Raw genomic sequence first — 16695 nt, forward strand, 5'->3', positions numbered from 1 at the left:
TACTCGCCAGCTACGAGCCCGATGTGAGGACACCCGCGGAGAAAACCTACACGCCCATGGCCGAGAAGCGCGAGCGCAAGCGGCAGACCGTGGGCGGCAAGGGATTGAAGCCGAACGAGGATGAGGCCACGAGTCAGGACAAGGCGCCGCTGCATACGAGTTGCGATCCGAACAACTGGGGGATGCGCAGGCATGAGCCCGCAGGGGCTTCGGGGCAGCCTGACTACCCGGTGGCGCGGGCTTATGTGGAGGCGGTTAAGCCTGTACTCATGGGGATCGATTGGAAGCGGGGCAGTTGGCCGATGGGTGATAGTCAGCACGAATATTTGAATAGTCTGTTCAGGGCTCAACTGCGCAAGGCTTTGAATCAAGGGGCTTTCGGACTGCCGAAAGATGCGATGCCGGCGGTCCTGATTCCTACCGACCAGCAAGCCATGGACTTGGCGCTTGCCGACTTCGAGAATCCCGACCTCAAGGGCATCATGCGCCCCAAGGATTGGTTGCTCGTTGGCTACAAGGGCGGTCTGATTTCGATCTTCGATGCCGCCAACGGTGGAGGGGAGATCTCCAATGCCGTGAGGGACTTCGCGAGCACGATGTACCACGAGGCTCGCCACGCGCAGCAGTTCTTCTGGACAGCGGCGCTCGTGCAGCAGCACGCAGACGACTATGCCCACCTGCCGAGCATCCAGCGTGTGTGGGCCGACTTCATGCCGCCCGAATATCTACAGATCGCCGCACGCACGCCGCTGCCAGATGAGCCGAGCGCCCGCGTGGGCCTGCATCGGATGTGCATCGCCATGCACTACTGGTTGCTGTGCTACTACGACAGCCAGAACAAGAAGCGGCCTCACGAGCCCGGCTACATGGCCGACATCCTCCCCACCGAAATTCCATTGGCACGAAAGGCTGCATATGAACTACTTCAGGACGTTGGACTGGGCGGCAAGCCCATCGACGTGGATCAGATGGCAAAGGGGGCAGCAGGCAGCTTCGGCTACCGCATGCGGCCTTGGGAGGAAGACAGCTTCGTGTGCGACGAAGTGGTCAAGCGGTTGTGGAGCGGCAATGCTGGCGCTGTGCTGCCTCGCCCCGGTTTCTGCACAAGAGTCTTCGACATCGCTTCCGGCACGGTCCAAGGCTCAACAGGAGGGGGGCACCATGCTCACTGAGAAAGAAAGAGCTTGGGAAGCGTATCAGTCCCGCAAGCGGGCTTACCAGTCGGTCTACGACAACTTCCGCCACACCGACGCGCAGCGTGAACAGGTGATTGCATTCATCGGCGCGGCGATGAAAGTCATTCGCGGGGACGCGGAATTCGAGACCTTGAAGCGGCTGCTGCCTATCGCACGGACCCGCGTCGAGGAAGTGGACGGCCAAGCTTACCGAGGTGGAAACCGATACGCATTCGATGCGCGCTTTCTGAACGACTGGACCAGCATCTACATGCTCGGCACAACCGATGCGCAAGGCAAGGTCGAGCCGTACCACTTCCAGATTTACTTCAGGCCCGAAATGACGGTCCCGCGTGAGCGGCTCGAACAGCTGCTGCAACTCAAGGTCGGGCCGGGGTGGATTCCAGACGGCGGAAATCTCCAAACCCCCGAGGTCATGTTGCACGGTGGCGGCGTGCGCCAGCCCGCCACCTTCGAGTACAGCATTCTCAATCCGCCGCATGCGCCTTATACGGTGCACGTCAAGCTCAGTTACCTCAAGGGGGGACCGGACAAGAGCCCGTACACGGCCACCACCCTTAACAGTCTGGAAATCCGCCGCAGATACCTCCGTCCCGAAGAAATCCGTGACCGTGACCACAAGAAGCTCGGCCACCTGCCGACCACCGGCCAGCGCGTGCCCAAGCGGGGAAAATGGTTGGGCGTCTTCGCGGACGACGCATTAACCGCCTCAATACCCATGGAGCGGCGCATCTGCGGCTTTGGCGAGGGCCAGATATTCGGCCCTGTGTGGGTCTGGAGCGATGCAGCGCGTGAACGGGTGCCGGTGCAGGCGTGGTGGCAGTGGTATGCGCCCGATCCTCATGAAGAAGAACTCGAAAGGATTTTTGGCAGCAAGCGCCAAGGCTGAGGGATCCCTGCCGCATGTTCGGTGCGTGCGGCAGGACTGAAATTCCATTGGCACGAAAGGCTGCATATGAACTACTTCAGGACGTTGGACTCGGCGGCAAGCCCATCGACGTGAATCAGATGGCAAAGGGGGCAGCAGGCAGCTTCGGCTACCGCATGCGGCCTTGGGAGGAAGACCAATTCCGACCTCCGCTTCCCCAACCTAGACAAGGTGCTACCACTGCCTCCGGCTCCGCTGCCCAAGTGGGATGGCAACAAGAACACCCTGATCGAAGCGGCAAAGCAAATTGTTCCCGCGCCCGCCGTGCAGCCCACGCCGGGTTCGCAACGCACCGGCCGTGCCCACATCCCGCAAGGCTACGCACTGCCGCGCAATCCTGTGGCGTCCGCATATGAATGGCGTGGCTGGGGGGCGCCGGATCAGGCGCCGCGGGTGACTGCACTCGCCTTGAGATCTGCGATCTGCGCGTCGGTGTAGCCCACTTCGCCGAGCAGTGCGTCGGTGTGTTCGCCGAGCAGCGGGGGCTGCAGGCGGATGCCGGGGCGTTCGCCGCCCAGGGTGAAGGGCATGAGCGGCACCTTGGACTGGCTGCCGTCGTTCATGCGGATCGGTGCGAGGCCGCCGGTGGCATTGAGGTGCGGGTCGTCGAACAGGTCCTGCGGCTTGGTGATGGGGGCGAAGGGCAGTTCGTTCTTCTCGAAGACGGCGCTCAGTTCGGCTGCGCTGTGGGTCGCGAGGTGCGAGCGGAGGATGGGCATCATCCATTCGCGCGCGAGCACGCGGTCGTTGTTGGTCTTGAGGCGCGGATCGGCCAGCATCTCGTCCAGCCCGAAAGCCTTGCAGAAGATGGTCCACTGCTTGTCGCTGACGACGGCCAGGAAGATCTGCTCGCCGTCCTTGACGTTGAACACGTCGTACACGCCCCAAGCGGAGATTCGGCTCGGCATTGGGTCGGCCGCCTTGCCGGTGGCCGCGAACTGCATCATGTGCTGGGCGACGAGGAAGATGTTGTTCTCGAACAGCGCCGACTGCACTTCGCAGCCCTTGCCGGTGAGTTCGCGCTGCCGCAGCGCCGCCATCGCGCCGATGGCGCCGAACATGCCGCCCATGATGTCGTTCACGCTGGTGCCGGCGCGCAACGGGTCGCCGGCACGGCCGGTCATGTAGGCCAGGCCGCCCATCATTTGCACCACTTCGTCGAGCGCGGTGCGGTGGTCGTACGGGCCGGGGAGGAAGCCCTTGTGGCTGACGTAGATCAGGCGCGGGTTGAGCTTGTGCAGGCTGTCGTAGTCCAGCCCGAGCTTCTTCATCGTGCCAGGCTTGAAGTTCTCGCTCACGATGTCGGCGGTCGCGATCAGGCGCAATGCCGCCTCGACGCCCTCGGGCTTCTTGAGGTCGAGCGCGATGCTCTTCTTGTTGCGGTTGAAGGTCGGGAAGAAGCCGGCGCCGGAGCCCAGCAGGCGCCGCGTGTTGTCGCCCTCGATCGGCTCGACCTTGATGACCTCGGCGCCCAGGTCCGCGAGCAGCATGCCGCAGGTGGGGCCCATGACCATGTGGGTGAATTCGACGACGCGGATTCCCGCGTAGGGCAGTGGCGCGGACTCAGACATGTGCAGTTCCCTGGATGAAGCCCTTGGGCAGACCGGCCTCGGGCGTCATGCCGTAGATCGGTTCGCCCGGCAGGCCGGCGATGAGCGGCGCACGCGCCGCGATGAGCAGGTCGAGGTCGATGCCGGTGCGAACGCCCATGGCCTCGAACATGAAGACGAGATCCTCGGTGACGACGTTGCCCGAAGCGCCCGGCGCATAGGGGCAACCGCCCAGGCCGCCGAGCGACGAATCGAAGGTGCGAACGCCCTCCTCGTAGGCGGCGAGGCAGTTGGCCAGGCCGAGCCCGCGTGTGTTGTGCATGTGGGCCGCGCCCGCCTTGTCGCCCAGCTCCACGCGCAGGCGCCTGAAGAGGCGGCGCACTTGCGCCGGGTTGGCGTAGCCCACGGTGTCGGACAGGCCCGACTCGTCGGCGCCCGCAGCCACGCATTGCACCGCGAGGCGGATGACCTCGTCCTCGGGCACATCGCCCTGCAGCGTGCAGCCGAAGGCCGTCGAGATGCCGGCTTCGAGCCTGACGTGCGGCGCGATCTCGCGGCGCAGGTCGGAGATGGCACGGACTTCCTGGACCATCTCCTCGCGCGTCTTGCGGACATTGGCGAGCGAATGGGCCGCGCTGGCGGAGACCGGCATCGTCAGCTTGTGCACGCCGGCCGCGAGCGCGGACTCGGCACCCTTGCGGTTGGGCACCAGCGCCATCACGGTCAGGCCGGGCAGCGTGATCGCATGGCGCACGACTTCAGCAGCGTCCGCCATCTGCGGCAGCAGCCGGGCCGGCACGAAGGAAGCGACCTCGATCTCACGGATGCCGGCCTGATAGAGCGCATCGATCCAGCGCAGCTTGTCGGCCGTGGGCATGGTCGCCTTCACCGACTGCAGGCCGTCGCGCGGGCCGACCTCGCTGACGAGGACTTCTGGGGCTGTCATGGGGATCGTCTCCTGGAGCGGCAGAGTTTGACAGTTCTATCTTATAGAACTACATTCCGCAAAACAGAATTAGACCGGCGAGCGCGCTCCCTGTCAAGTCAGCCCATGCCACGCAAAGCCCAGACCGAATCGGTATCCGACCTCAACGCAGCGCCCGGCGGCGCCGCCGCGGTCGATCGCGCGCTGAGTCTGCTCTCCGCCTTCCAGGCCGGCGACGATGCGCTGACGCTGGCGCAGTTCGCCGAGCGCACACAGCTTTACAAGAGCACGGTGCTGCGGCTGCTCGCCTCGCTCGAACACGCGCGCCTGATCCGCCGGCAGGACGATGGCCGCTACACCCTCGGCACGGAGATCGCGCGCCTGCATGCGCTGTACGCGGCGTCGTTCTCGCTCGACGGCATCGTGATGCCGGTGCTGCGCGATCTGGTGGCCGCCACAGGGGAGAGCGCTGCCTACCATGTGCGCCAGCCCCAGGGTGATGGGTGGGCCCGGCTTTGCCTCTATCGCGTCGACTCGCCGCATCTGGTGCGCGACCACGTGCGCGCCGGCGACCTGTTGCCGGCCGACCGCGGTGCCGGCGCACGCATCCTGATCGCTTTCGGGCCTGAGGGCGAACGTCCCCGCGCCACGAAAGATCGCAAGTTCTACGCGGGGATTCGCGACCAGGGCTATTGCGCGCTGGTCGGCGACCGCACCGCCGAGCTGGCCGGCATCTCCGCGCCGGTGTTCCATGCCGACGGCACCCTGGCCGCGGCCGTCACGCTGACCATGCCGGCGCATCGCTACGACAAGCACTTCATCAAGCCGGTGCAGGCAGCCGCGCGGCGACTGAGCGGCTGGGTCTAGCGGACGCGGCGCGTGCTATTCGTCACGCTAGACACTCCATCGCCAATCCCGCAAATTCGCGTCTCGCCAGCGGTAGAGAACAGCGAAAGCCGACCTTTTCCGATGGGCACGGTCCGAATGATTTCACCGAGGCAAGCGAACAGGGAGCTGCGCATGAACCACCCCACCGACATGTCATTTGATGTGATTCACCTCATCGATCGAAACGAGCCTGACGAGCGAGCCATCATGGCGGTCCGGCGTGACGACCTCGATGCGTTGCTCGCCGCGAACCACTCCGCGGGCGAGCGATTGCAGGCGATGGTCCGGCAGCAGCGCGAGCTTCTTGGCGAAGCGCTCCAGCGCATGAAGGAGTCGGGGCTCTGCGCGGAAGGCGACCGCGAAAGCACCGACGAGCTCGCACGCAGGCTCTGGAACGAAGCCTCGATCGAGTTGAAGGCGTACACGGAAAGGGCGTTCTGTGCGCAGATCGACGCGATGGTCGTGATCGGCAAGCGCGCTGGCGAAAGAATCTTCGAGATCCGCAACCTCATCAAGGCCCATCGGCTTCACGCCCATGATTGACCACCACACCAGAGGCGTGCTGTCCGCCTTCCCGAAGGATCTGGCGTGGGACATCTTCACGCTCGACTGCATGCTGGCCACCATCGTCGCGATGGCGCTTGCCGCACTGGCCAGCCTGAGCGATGAGATCTCGCAGCGTCTCGCCGATTCCGAACAATGGATCTGGGTGACCGCGGCGACACTGGGCATCGTCGCGGTCGTCTGCTTGCTGCGACTCGTGCTCACCGACGACGAGTTCTCGCCCGTGCGCGGGTGGGACGACTGACCGCAGTCGGCCCCACCTCCCGCGGCCGCGGGGGCCGCAGTCGCGCCCCTTTCTGACAGCCCCGGCCCGACGCTGGCGCTGGCGCTGAACGCACAAACACCGACCTCTATGGCCCAATGGGGCCTGTGCCTGTTTGTCGGTCGGCGCGCGCCCTCGAGCCTCGATTACCCTCATTCCGGTCACTGATCATTCTCTTTTTCGGCTCTTACTCGCCAGTCAGGTATCGAATAAAGTCCCTGGCAGCACCCTCTCAAGGAGAAAGAACCATGACCGCCCGCACCACCGTTCACGGCCTCCAGGTCGCCGACGAACTCCACCGCTTCATCGAGGACACGGTCCTGCCCGCCACCGGCGTCGCCAGCGACACGTTCTGGAAGGGCTTCGACGCCATCGTCAGCGAATTCGCGCCGAAGAACATCGCCCTGCTCGCCGAGCGCGACCGTCTGCAGGCCGAGATGGACAAGTGGCACAAGGCCCACCCCGGCCCGATCGCCGACATGCTGGCCTACCGCACCTTCCTCGAATCGATCGGCTACCTGCTGCCGCAACCGAAGGACGTGCAGACCACCACCGCCAATGTCGACGCCGAACTCGCCCTGCAGGCCGGCCCGCAGTTGGTGGTGCCGATCCTGAATGCCCGCTATGCGCTCAACGCGGCCAACGCCCGCTGGGGCTCGCTTTACGACGCCCTGTACGGCACCGACGCGATTCCCGAGGCCGGCGGCGCGGAAAAGGGCAAGGGCTACAACCCGGCGCGCGGCGCGAAGGTGATCGAGTTCGCCCGCAACGTGCTCGACCAGGCCGCGCCGCTGGAGAACGGCTCGCACAAGATGGCGACCGGCTACAAAGTCGAGCACGGCAAGCTGTTGATCTCGCTGCAGAGCAGCAGCACCGAACTCAAGGACCCGTCGCAGTTCATCGGCTACCAGGGCGATGCATCCGCGCCGACGTCGGTGCTGCTCAAGCACAACGGCATCCACCTCGACATCCAGATCGATCGCAGCACCCCCATCGGCAAGAGCGATGCGGCCGGCGTCAGCGACGTCGTGCTCGAAGCCGCGCTCTCGACCATCCTCGACCTCGAGGACTCGGTGGCGGTGGTCGATGCCCAGGACAAGGTGCTCGCCTATTCGAACTGGCTGGGCATCCTGCAGGGCACGCTGACCGAGGAAGTCGCCAAGGGCGGCAAGACCTTCACGCGCGGCCTCAACCCCGACCGCGAGTACACCGGCGCGGACGGGAAGCCGGTCAGGCTCCATGGTCGCTCGCTGATGTTCGTGCGCAACGTCGGCCACCTGATGACCAATCCGGCCATCCTGTACGCGGGCGGCAAGGAGATCCCCGAAGGGATCATGGACGCCGTGATCACCACGACCATCGCCACCGTCGACCTGAAGCGCAAGGGCAACTCGCGCACCGGCAGCGTCTACATCGTGAAGCCGAAGATGCACGGCCCGGCCGAAGTGGCCTTTGCCAGCGCGCTGTTCGGCCGCGTCGAGGAACTGCTCGGCCTGCCCGCCAACACGGTCAAGCTCGGCATCATGGACGAGGAACGCCGCACCAGCATCAACCTCAAGGCCTGCATTGCCGAGGCAGCCGCGCGCGTGGCCTTCATCAACACCGGCTTCCTGGATCGCACAGGCGACGAGATGCACACCGCCATGCAGGCCGGCGCGATGCTGCGCAAGGGCGACATGAAGACCACGCCGTGGATCCAGGCGTACGAGAAGAACAACGTCCTGGTCGGCCTCTCGTGCGGCCTGCGCGGCAAGGCGCAGATCGGCAAGGGCATGTGGGCCATGCCCGACCTGATGGCGGCGATGCTCGAACAGAAGATCGCCCACCCCAAGGCCGGCGCGAACACCGCCTGGGTGCCCTCGCCCACGGCGGCCACGCTGCATGCGTTGCACTACCACCAGGTCAGCGTGGCCGATGTGCAGAAGCAGCTCGAGAAGATCGACGCCAACGCCGAGCGCGACAACATCCTGAACGACCTGCTGAAGGTGCCGGTCGCGCCGCACGTGAACTGGACCGACGCCGAGCGCCAGCAGGAGCTGGACAACAACGTGCAGGGCATCCTGGGCTACGTCGTGCGCTGGATCGACCAGGGCGTGGGCTGCTCCAAGGTGCCGGACATCCACAACATCGGCCTGATGGAAGACCGCGCGACCCTGCGCATCTCGAGCCAGCACATCGCCAACTGGCTGCTGCACGGCGTCGTGAAGAAGGAACAGGTCGACGCCACCTTCCAGCGCATGGCCGCCGTCGTGGACCAGCAGAACGCGGGCGATCCGCTTTACAGGAACATGGCGGGCAACTTCGACACCTCGGCCGCGTATAAGGCGGCGCAGGACCTGGTGTTCAAGGGCATCGAGCAGCCGAGCGGCTACACCGAGCCGTTGCTGCATGCGTGGCGGTTGAAGGTGAAGGCAAGCGCCTGATCATTTCGGGACAACCCTGACAGGGACGGCACCTTTGGGGTGCCGTTCGTCTTTGCGCTCTGCCGCCGCGATGGGCCGCCAGAAGGCATCGTGCGGCAGCTGCTCGAATTCAGCCCTTCGTCTTCTTCTTGCGATCGATCGCCACTGGCTCAGCCAATGACAGTTGCCTCCATTCGCGGCGCAGTTCGCGCTCCAGTTCCTGTTCGGTCGGCAGGTGGAGTTGATAACGGCTGGTGAAAATATTGCGTTCCTGTTGCTCGCCCAGGGTGTACTTCACCACCGCATCGTTCTTGTCAGGGCAGAGGATGACCCCCAGTGTCGGGTTGTCGCCGTCGGTTCGACGTTCACGATCGTAGTAGTTCACATAGAACTGAATCTGCCCGAGTTCACCGTGGGTCAGCTTGCCGACCTTGAGGTCGATCAGGACATAGCATTTGAGCACCGCGTGGTAGAAAACCAAGTCGATGTAGAAGTGATCGCCATCGATGGTGATGCGCTCTTGGCGCGACACGAACGCGAAGCCCTTGCCCAGTTCCAGGAGGAAGGTTTGCAAGTTGTGGATGAGCGCCTGCTCCAGCTTGGACTCCACCAGCCTGGGCGATTCCGGAAGGCCCAGAAACTCGATCACCATCGGATCTTTCAGCGCATCCATGGGCTGCAAGACTTCCTGCCCATGCGTTGCCAGACGCATCAAGCCTTTCTTGTCCCTGCTTTTGGCCAAACGGTCATACAACAGGCTGGCCGTCTGGCGCTGCAGCTCTCGCACCGACCATGCATTGCGAATCGCCTCGATTTCGTAGAAGGCACGAGCCTCCGGGCGCACCACGCGCAAGAGCTGTCGGTAGTGGCTCCACGACAGCGAAGGATGCAACACGCCGGGTACCCAGACCCCATCGCCCTGGGATTTCCGCGACAGCGACTCGGATCTTTCGCTCGGAGGCAAGTTCGGTGCTTCCGACGAATTCCGAGGCACCGTCTCGGAAATCAACTGGGGATAGTCGAGGTAGAACTGCCGGAACGCTTCGAGATTGTCGACCGAGTAGCCACGGCCGAACTCTGCGTTCAGCCGCTCCGACAATTCCGCCAGAAGCCTGGCGCCATAGTCCGCTCGGCGCTGCCCACGTTGCTCCTCCTCAACGATCTCGCGCCCGATCAACCAGTTGGCAGCAACCTGGGTCGTGTTGACTGTGCGCGCCACGCCTGCCCGCGCAGCATCCAGAATCTCTCGCACCCGCCTGAAAAGCGGCGGCGCGGCGTCAGCGCGCTTCTTCATCGGCTACCGCAAGAAGTTTTGTTGTGGTCAGGGCTGCACGGGGCCTGACCAGGGTGCCCGCACGCACAAAGTTGGCTAACTGATCAATCCGCCTCGACAGAAGCCAAGCGAAATCTTGCGTTTGATGAAAGGTATGGAAACTTGGCAATGCGGTTCTCTGATCTGCTCGCCTGGAATTATGCGGGGTGGGAATGATGGCCGCGTGGTGGAACAGTTCGGTGCCGCAGGCGGGGCGAAACGCGAGATCACGCGCGGACCAGATCCTTCGGCCCGGCCGCGCCGCCGGCGAAGCCGGGAAAAACCTCTCCCAGGCGTGCGTCCGGCAGGCGCAGATGCCGCTCGGCCACGGCCGCCAGCACCTGCCTGAAATCGGTGGTCACGGCCAGGTCGCGTCCTTCATGCAGCGCGCTGGTGTCCAGGCCGGGCCAGCGGCCGTGCACCTTGCCGCCGGTCACCTTGCCGCCGAGCAGCCACATCGCATTGCCGTGCCCGTGGTCGGTGCCGCCGTTCCCGTTCTGGTGAGCGGTTCGGCCGAACTCGGACATCACGACGACGACCGTGTCGTTCCATACCGGCCCGAGGCGGGTGCTCAGCGCCTGCAGGCCCTTCGCCAGCGGTCCGAGGCGATTGGCGAGTTGCCCTGTCGCGGCGCCCTGGTTGGCATGGGTATCCCATCCGCCCAGGGCCACGAAGGCGAGTTGCACGCGGTGGTCGTTGAGCATCAGCGCGGCCAGGCGTGTTGCGTCGTCCGGGAAACCGTTGGGCAGCGGCGCGCCATTGCTGGCGGCCTGCATCTCGCGGTCCAGGCTGTCCTTGTTGATCGAGGTCATCACCTCCTGGTGCGCCTTGCGGGACTCCTGGTAGGCGCGCGACAGGGCATCGTCTCCGGCATAGAGCTGACCGAAGGCGCTGGCGATCTGCGGGCGATCCAGCAATGTCGGCTTGCCGGCCGCCGGGCCGAGCGGGACATTGGCGACCGTGTTGCGGCCCGCGTAGATGCGCGGCAACACGGGGCCCATGCTAATGGCGCGCGTGGCCGCGGCCGGGGCATCCGGCTCGGCAGGCAGCGTGCCCAGCAGGCGGTTGAGCCAGCCGTCGGCGGTCGATTTCCGGCCGGGCGTGCCGGACTCCATGTAGTCCTGCGCATCGAAGTGCGAGCGCGTGGGATCCGGCGATCCCGATGCATGCACGAACCCGAGTTGGCCGGCCTGCCAGAGCGGCATCAACGGTGCCAGCGCCGGGTGCAGACCGAAGCGACCGTCGAGGTCCAGCACGCCACCCTCTTCGCCCGGGCGCGGCAGCGCGATCGACGAGCGCGCGCGATAGTAGCCGTCGTCCGCATAAGGCACGACGACGCTCAGGCCATCGACGGCACCGCGCAGGAAGACCACGACCAGTCGCGGCGGCGATGCGCCGCGGACCTCTCCCACCGCCGCCATGGCGGATCGGCCGACAGGCAGCAGCACGGCCCCCGACTGCACGGCAAGCTTCAACAAATCGCGACGCAACATGACGATCCTCCATCACAACGGACACAGCCGATCGATTCCGGAAACCCCGCGGAACCGGCTTTGCCGGGCCGCAGGGGTTGCCCCCTGAAGGGGGTTGGCGGCCACACGAAGTGAGCAAGCCTGGGGGTGAGCCATTTCAACGGCGCATGAATTCGGGGCTGCCGAGTAGCAGCGCGGCACGCAACTCCGGCGTGGAATCTGAAACGGCGGCGCGCGTCTTTGCGGAGACACCGCTGCCGAGCGTGGCCGGCAACGCATCCGCGTCGACGGGCGCGGACGGCGCATTGGGCAGGCGGCCCGACGCGAGCGCCGTCGCAAAGCCGATGCGGCGGGTGATGGCGTCCGGGTTCAGCCATGCCTCTTCTGTGCTCTTGTAGCCGTCCGGCGTCTGGCACCCGTAGAGCGGCATGCCCAGTTGCCGCAGCGTGCCGAGCAAAGGTTGCACGTTGTCGAGCGGCACGTTCGTGGCGCGCACGCTGGAGATCACGTATTCGTAGGGCGTCTTGAACTTGGCGTCCCGGACGGCGGGACTGCGGAATTCGGGGCTGTCGAACAGAACCTTGAGAACTGCGCGGATATCGCCGCCGGTCTGCAGGTACCGCTTGCCAAGGCGATCCACGAGCGCGGGCGGCGGTCGATCGCTGACGAAATACTGCGCCAGTTGGAAGCTGATGTGGCGCGCCGTCGCCGGATGCATCGCCAGCAGGTCCAGCGCCCGCTCGCCTTCGGCTTGCCCCTGGTTGCCGAAGCGCTGGCCGAGCCAGAGTTTGTCGCCGCCGTCATGCCGGCGCGCATCGAAGTAGAAGACGGACGCGCCGGTGGTGAGTCGCGCGTTGAAGGTCCAGCCGGTGAGGATCCGGGCCAGCTCGGTCACGTCCTTCTGGGTGTAGCCGCCATCCACGCCGAGCGTGTGCAGCTCCATCAACTCGCGGGCGTAGTTCTCGTTGAGCCCGGTGGCCCTGCCTGCAGCGCCGGCGGCGCCGGGGGGCTGGTAGCCCGGCGCCGCCGATTGCCAGTTGTCCAGGTAGAACAGCATGGCGGGATGGTGCGCCGTGGCGCCGAGCAAGTCGCGGAATCGACCCATTGCGTACGGGCGGATGGCCTCGCGCTCGTAGTTCTCGACCAGTACACGGTCGAGGCCCTTGCCCGCGAAGACGTTGAAGTGGTTGAACCAGAAGTCCACCATCCGTTCTTCGAGCTGGCGCGGACTGCGTGCTGCGCTCCACAGGCGCGCTTCGCCGGATTCGATGCCGACTTGCCGATACAGGTCGCGCCGCGCCGTCTTGCCGTCCTCGCTGTCGTTTTTCGCAGCTTGCGCGGCGTCGCGGAACTTCGTGATCAGCTCGCGCTGCGACGCGGCTGTCGATGACAGGGACGCAAGCTGCTCCGCCAGATCGCGCGGCAAGGGGAGACGCTCGGGATGCAGTTGCTCGTCCACGTAGCGATCGAGCCCGAGCCGCATCACACGGCCAACCTCGCCGGGCGCGGGCCCATAGGCCAGGCGATTCAGCACATGGAGGGCCTCGGGTTCCGATGCGGGCTGCGCCTGGGCGGGCGCAATGGCGAGGATCGCGACGAGGGCCCACAGCAGTGCCGCGGCGGCGACTTTGACATGCGACATCGAACGGAACGGCATGAGGGCTCCTGGCTGCGCGGCGCGAAAGCGCCGCAGACGCCATAACGACCGTGAGCGCATGCGCGTCGACCTGCCGATGGCGCCTGCCAGGTAAAGCAGCGCGCCCGGCTGACTTCGGCGGTCAGCCTTGGCGGGTATGCCCCAAGGTGCGCGCCACCTCGGCCGGATCCATGCCGTACATCTCCGCGAACTCCGCCACGGTGCGTCCGCTGACCTCGAAGGCCCGCTGCAACGCCTCGCGCTTCGCGGTCCGTGCGCCTACTTCGGCGAAAGCCTCGTCGAGCACGGCGGTCGATACTTCGTCCTGCGTGCGAACGGCCAACACGTATTCCTCGCGCGTCAAACCCGAGGCCTCGATCGCATTGACCAGCCGCGCGCGCAGCCTGGGCCGCAGGTCTTCGGCCGTGCGGGACTGCCGCCGCTTGAACACTTCGAGGATGGCGTGGTGGACGTGTTCGGGAGAAACATCCTCGACGGGCACGCCATTCAGATCGTGTCGCTTTTCGCCGGCCGCCACGGCTTCGAGGTAGCGGGTGGAGCGGGCGTGCAGGCCCAGCGCGATCTTGAGGTCTTCCTTCTTGAACTCCTCCGGGTGCAGGGCCAGCAGTTCCTGGTACACGCCGAGCTTGAGCGGCAGGAAGCGCGCGCCGAACATCTTCGGGTAGAGCTCGAAGAGCTTTTCGAGCACGGGATGGACCTTGCGCGCGCGCGGTTGCTGCGGCGCCGCCGCCTTCGGCTTGGCGTTCCGGGGATTCTGGGTGTTCTGCCGCTCGCGGCGGCCGCCCTTGCTGGCGGCGGCAGGCGCGGAGGGAGCTTCGGTTGTCGGGGTCATCGGGCTGTCTTGTCTGCGGAATCGGTTCGCCAACAGGCGAATGCGTTGCCCCGACTGTAATGCGGTCGCTCAGCCCCTTCGCGCGGCCTCGGCTTCGCCGCGCAGCCAGCGCACGAAGTCCTGCGCATCGCTGTTGCCGGCCGCGCGGCGCGAGGTCTCGATGAAATAGCCGCGGCGCGAGGCGGCGCCCTCGCTGAAAGGCGCGACCAGCTGCCCGGTCTGGACCAGCTCGCGCAGCAGCGGCAGGCGTCCGATCACCACGCCCTGGCCCGCCACCGCGGCGGCGACCGCATCGGCGTACTGGGTGAAGCGCAAGCTGTTCTTCATGCGAAGGTCGGCCAGGCCCATCACTTCGAGCCAGGGCTCCCAGTCGGCAGTTGGCGCCTCCGCATGGTTGGGCAAATCGACGGTGAGCAGCGTCTGCTCCACCAGGTCGCCCGGCACGCGCAGCGCGGCGGCAATGCGCGGCGCGCACAGCGGCATGACGGATTCCTCGAACAGCGTCGGGCCGGTGCCCCGCGCGATCGGCACGAAGCGCACGGCCACGTCGATGCGGCTGCGCTCCAGGTCCAGCACGTCGAGCGTGGCGGACACCCGCACGTCGACCAGCGGGTGGTCGGCCGTGAAGCGCGCGAGGCGGGGGATGAGCCACAGCGAGGCAAAACCCGGCGTGGTGGTGATGGCGACCTGCCGCAGCACTGGCGCGGCCCGGACCCTCGCGGTGGCGTCGCGAAGCCTTTCGAGGCTTTCGACCACCGCGCGCTGGAGCACGCGCCCGGCTTCGGTCAGCGCCAGTGAGCGATGGCGCCGCTCGAACAGCAGCACGCCCAGACTGGCCTCGAGCTGCTGGATCTGCCGGCTGACCGCCGATTGCGTGAGGAACACCTCCGCCGCCGCCTGCGTGAAGCTCAGGGTGCGCGCGGCGGCCTCGAAGCTGCGCAACAGCTCCAAAGGGGGCAGTTCGACCGCCGGTGCCAGCGCCTTCGCATTCTCTGGATGCATGCAACGAGTTCCGAATGGCCGTATGACATCGGCGCTGCGGCTCACTATATTCATTCGCATGACGAATGCCAAGGAGCCCCTGATGACCCCCCGCCCTCAGCGCCTGAGTCTCAGCATGCCGAAAAAGGCCATCTTCACCCTGCCCGACGCCCACGACGTGGACATCGAATGCCAGAGCGGCTCCCTGTGGATCACGCTGGACCACGACCGGCGCGACATCGTCCTGGAACAGGGCCAGCGCTTTCGCAGCGATTCGCATCGGCGCGTGCTGGTGGCGGCACTGGAGCCCTCGTGCGTGCGTTTCACCGCGGAGCGACTCACGGTGGCCGCCGAGCGCGCACGCCCGGAACGCCCTGCGTCGCCTTGGCGACTGTGGTCCCACGGGATGTCCCCGGCTTGACCGGGGCGCCCGGGCGTTGAACCATCGACGCTCGTGGCCATGGATGCACGGGTCTACGCGCCGTCGTGAATCGACGGCGCTTTGCCGTTCGCGCCGGGCCCTCACATCTCGGACGAAGGACATTCCATGGCAGAGGCATACATCGTCGCCACCGCGCGCACCGCGGGGGGACGCCGCGGCGGCAGGCTCGCGGGCTGGCATCCGGTCGACCTGGCGGCGCAGGCCATTGACGCATTGGTCGCGCGCAGCGGCATCGATCCCGCCGCAGTAGAGGACGTGATCCTCGGTTGCGTGAGCCAGGTGGGCGAACAGGCGACCAATGTCGCGCGCAACGCGGTGCTGGCCTCGAAGCTGCCCGAATCGGTACCGGGCACTTCCGTCGACCGCCAGTGCGGCTCGTCGCAGCAGGCGCTGCATTTCGCCGCGCAGGCGGTGATGTCGGGCAGCATGGACGCCGTGATCGCCGCCGGCGTCGAAAGCATGACGCGCGTGCCGATGTTCACGCCCAACGCGCTGCCCGCCAAGGCGGGGCTCGGCACCTACATGAGCCCCGCCATGCAGCGGCGCTATCCCGGCGTCGAATTCAGCCAGTTCACGGGCGCCGAGATGATCGCGAAGAACTACGGCCTCTCGAAGGACGCGCTCGACCGCTACGCCTTCGAGAGCCACAGGCGCGCCATCGCCGCCAGCCGCGAAGGCGCATTCAAGGACGAGATCGTGCCGGTGGAGGTCCGTCTGGCCGATGGCTCCTCCAGCGGCGAGATGCACACCGTCGACGAAGGCATTCGCTTCGAAGCAACGCTCGAAGGCATCGCCGGCGTCAAGCTGATTGCGGAGGGCGGGCGCTGCACCGCCGCCACCGCCAGCCAGATCTGCGACGGTGCGAGCGGCGTGCTGGTCGTCAACGAGCGCGGCCTGAAGGCACTGGGCGTGAAGCCGCTCGCGCGCATCCACCACATGAGCGTGATGGGACACGACCCGGTGATCATGCTGGAGGCACCGATCCCGGCGACGGCGCGTGCCCTGCAGAAGGCCGGATTGAAGATCGAGGACGTCGACCTGTACGAAGTCAACGAAGCCTTCGCGCCCGTGCCGCTGGCCTGGCTGCAGAAGCTGGGCGCGGACCCGGCGCGGCTCAATGTGAACGGCGGCGCCATCGCGCTCGGTCACCCGCTGGGCGCATCGGGCACGAAGCTCATGACGACCCTGGTGAACGCGCTCGGGCAGCGCGGCAAGCGCTACGGCCTGCAGACCATGTGCGAGGGCGGTGGCATGGCGAACGTCACCATCGTCGAGAGACTCTGA

14 protein-coding genes and 2 pseudogenes are annotated in these 16695 nt (G+C 66.1%); 9 read left to right on the forward strand and 7 right to left on the reverse strand.

Annotation, left to right across the window (positions count from 1 at the left end; translation table 11 throughout):
• The 3 genes and pseudogenes from ACSFBL_RS26615 to ACSFBL_RS26625 all read left to right on the forward strand — a co-directional run.
• Nucleotides 1–1172, forward strand: a pseudogene (locus ACSFBL_RS26615) (hypothetical protein); the annotation flags it as partial.
• Complete coding sequence (locus ACSFBL_RS26620) at nucleotides 1162–2085, forward strand: hypothetical protein (RefSeq protein WP_435518830.1); 924 nt, start codon at nucleotides 1162–1164, stop codon at nucleotides 2083–2085. The pseudogene ACSFBL_RS26615 and the gene ACSFBL_RS26620, both read left to right, overlap by 11 nt.
• A 183-nt stretch (nucleotides 2086–2268) precedes the next feature.
• Nucleotides 2269–2463: pseudogene (locus ACSFBL_RS26625) on the forward strand (SEL1-like repeat protein); the annotation flags it as partial.
• Nucleotides 2464–2504: 41 nt separating this feature from the next.
• On the opposite strand, the gene ACSFBL_RS26630 reads toward ACSFBL_RS26625, so the two are convergent.
• A complete protein-coding gene (locus ACSFBL_RS26630; protein WP_435518831.1) occupies nucleotides 2505–3695 on the reverse strand; it encodes a CaiB/BaiF CoA transferase family protein in 1191 nt (396 codons plus the stop codon).
• Entirely contained in the window at nucleotides 3688–4620 is a 933-nt protein-coding gene (locus tag ACSFBL_RS26635) for a hydroxymethylglutaryl-CoA lyase (protein WP_435518832.1), read from the reverse strand. The genes ACSFBL_RS26630 and ACSFBL_RS26635 overlap by 8 nt, the downstream gene beginning before the upstream one ends.
• Nucleotides 4621–4725: 105 nt before the next feature.
• On the opposite strand from ACSFBL_RS26635, the gene ACSFBL_RS26640 reads away from it, so the two are divergent.
• The 4 genes from ACSFBL_RS26640 to ACSFBL_RS26655 all read left to right on the forward strand — a co-directional run bounded on the left by ACSFBL_RS26640 (nucleotide 4726) and on the right by ACSFBL_RS26655 (nucleotide 8736).
• A complete protein-coding gene (locus tag ACSFBL_RS26640; RefSeq protein ID WP_435518833.1) occupies nucleotides 4726–5466 on the forward strand; it encodes an IclR family transcriptional regulator in 741 nt (246 codons plus the stop codon).
• 153 nt (nucleotides 5467–5619) lie between these two features.
• Nucleotides 5620–6030, forward strand: a complete 411-nt coding sequence (locus ACSFBL_RS26645) for a hypothetical protein (RefSeq protein WP_435518834.1) — start codon at nucleotides 5620–5622, stop codon at nucleotides 6028–6030.
• A complete protein-coding gene (locus ACSFBL_RS26650) occupies nucleotides 6023–6295 on the forward strand; it encodes a hypothetical protein (RefSeq protein WP_435518835.1) in 273 nt (90 codons plus the stop codon). Before ACSFBL_RS26645 ends, ACSFBL_RS26650 begins: the two co-directional genes overlap by 8 nt.
• A 266-nt stretch (nucleotides 6296–6561) precedes the next feature.
• Nucleotides 6562–8736 carry a malate synthase G gene (locus ACSFBL_RS26655; protein ID WP_435518836.1) on the forward strand — a complete coding sequence of 725 codons (2175 nt, stop codon included), beginning with the start codon at nucleotides 6562–6564 and terminating at the stop codon, nucleotides 8734–8736.
• Nucleotides 8737–8845: 109 nt separating this feature from the next.
• On the opposite strand, the gene ACSFBL_RS26660 is transcribed toward ACSFBL_RS26655, so the two are convergent.
• The 5 genes from ACSFBL_RS26660 to ACSFBL_RS26680 all read right to left on the reverse strand — a co-directional run bounded on the left by ACSFBL_RS26660 (nucleotide 8846) and on the right by ACSFBL_RS26680 (nucleotide 14990).
• Complete coding sequence (locus ACSFBL_RS26660) at nucleotides 8846–10009, reverse strand: PDDEXK nuclease domain-containing protein (protein ID WP_435518837.1); 1164 nt, start codon at nucleotides 10007–10009, stop codon at nucleotides 8846–8848.
• A 245-nt stretch (nucleotides 10010–10254) separates the two neighbouring features.
• Nucleotides 10255–11520: a DUF1501 domain-containing protein gene (locus ACSFBL_RS26665; protein WP_435518838.1), complete on the reverse strand. Its 1266-nt coding sequence runs from the start codon at nucleotides 11518–11520 to the stop codon at nucleotides 10255–10257.
• A 136-nt stretch (nucleotides 11521–11656) separates the two neighbouring features.
• Nucleotides 11657–13156 carry a DUF1800 domain-containing protein gene (locus tag ACSFBL_RS26670; RefSeq protein WP_435518839.1) on the reverse strand — a complete coding sequence of 500 codons (1500 nt, stop codon included), beginning with the start codon at nucleotides 13154–13156 and terminating at the stop codon, nucleotides 11657–11659.
• Between the two features lie 121 nt (nucleotides 13157–13277).
• Nucleotides 13278–13988: a ProQ/FINO family protein gene (locus ACSFBL_RS26675; protein WP_435518840.1), complete on the reverse strand. Its 711-nt coding sequence runs from the start codon at nucleotides 13986–13988 to the stop codon at nucleotides 13278–13280.
• 69 nt (nucleotides 13989–14057) lie between these two features.
• Entirely contained in the window at nucleotides 14058–14990 is a 933-nt protein-coding gene (locus ACSFBL_RS26680; RefSeq protein WP_435518841.1) for a LysR substrate-binding domain-containing protein, read from the reverse strand.
• An 82-nt stretch (nucleotides 14991–15072) separates the two neighbouring features.
• On the opposite strand from ACSFBL_RS26680, the gene ACSFBL_RS26685 reads away from it, so the two are divergent.
• Both ACSFBL_RS26685 and ACSFBL_RS26690 read left to right on the forward strand, forming a co-directional pair.
• On the forward strand, nucleotides 15073–15390 hold the full coding sequence (locus tag ACSFBL_RS26685; RefSeq protein WP_435518842.1) for a DUF2917 domain-containing protein: 318 nt from the start codon (nucleotides 15073–15075) through the stop codon (nucleotides 15388–15390).
• 126 nt (nucleotides 15391–15516) lie between these two features.
• Entirely contained in the window at nucleotides 15517–16695 is a 1179-nt protein-coding gene (locus ACSFBL_RS26690; protein WP_435518843.1) for an acetyl-CoA C-acetyltransferase, read from the forward strand.

It is taken from the genome of Variovorax glacialis (assembly GCF_051216375.1).
Lineage (GTDB): Bacteria > Pseudomonadota > Gammaproteobacteria > Burkholderiales > Burkholderiaceae_C > Variovorax.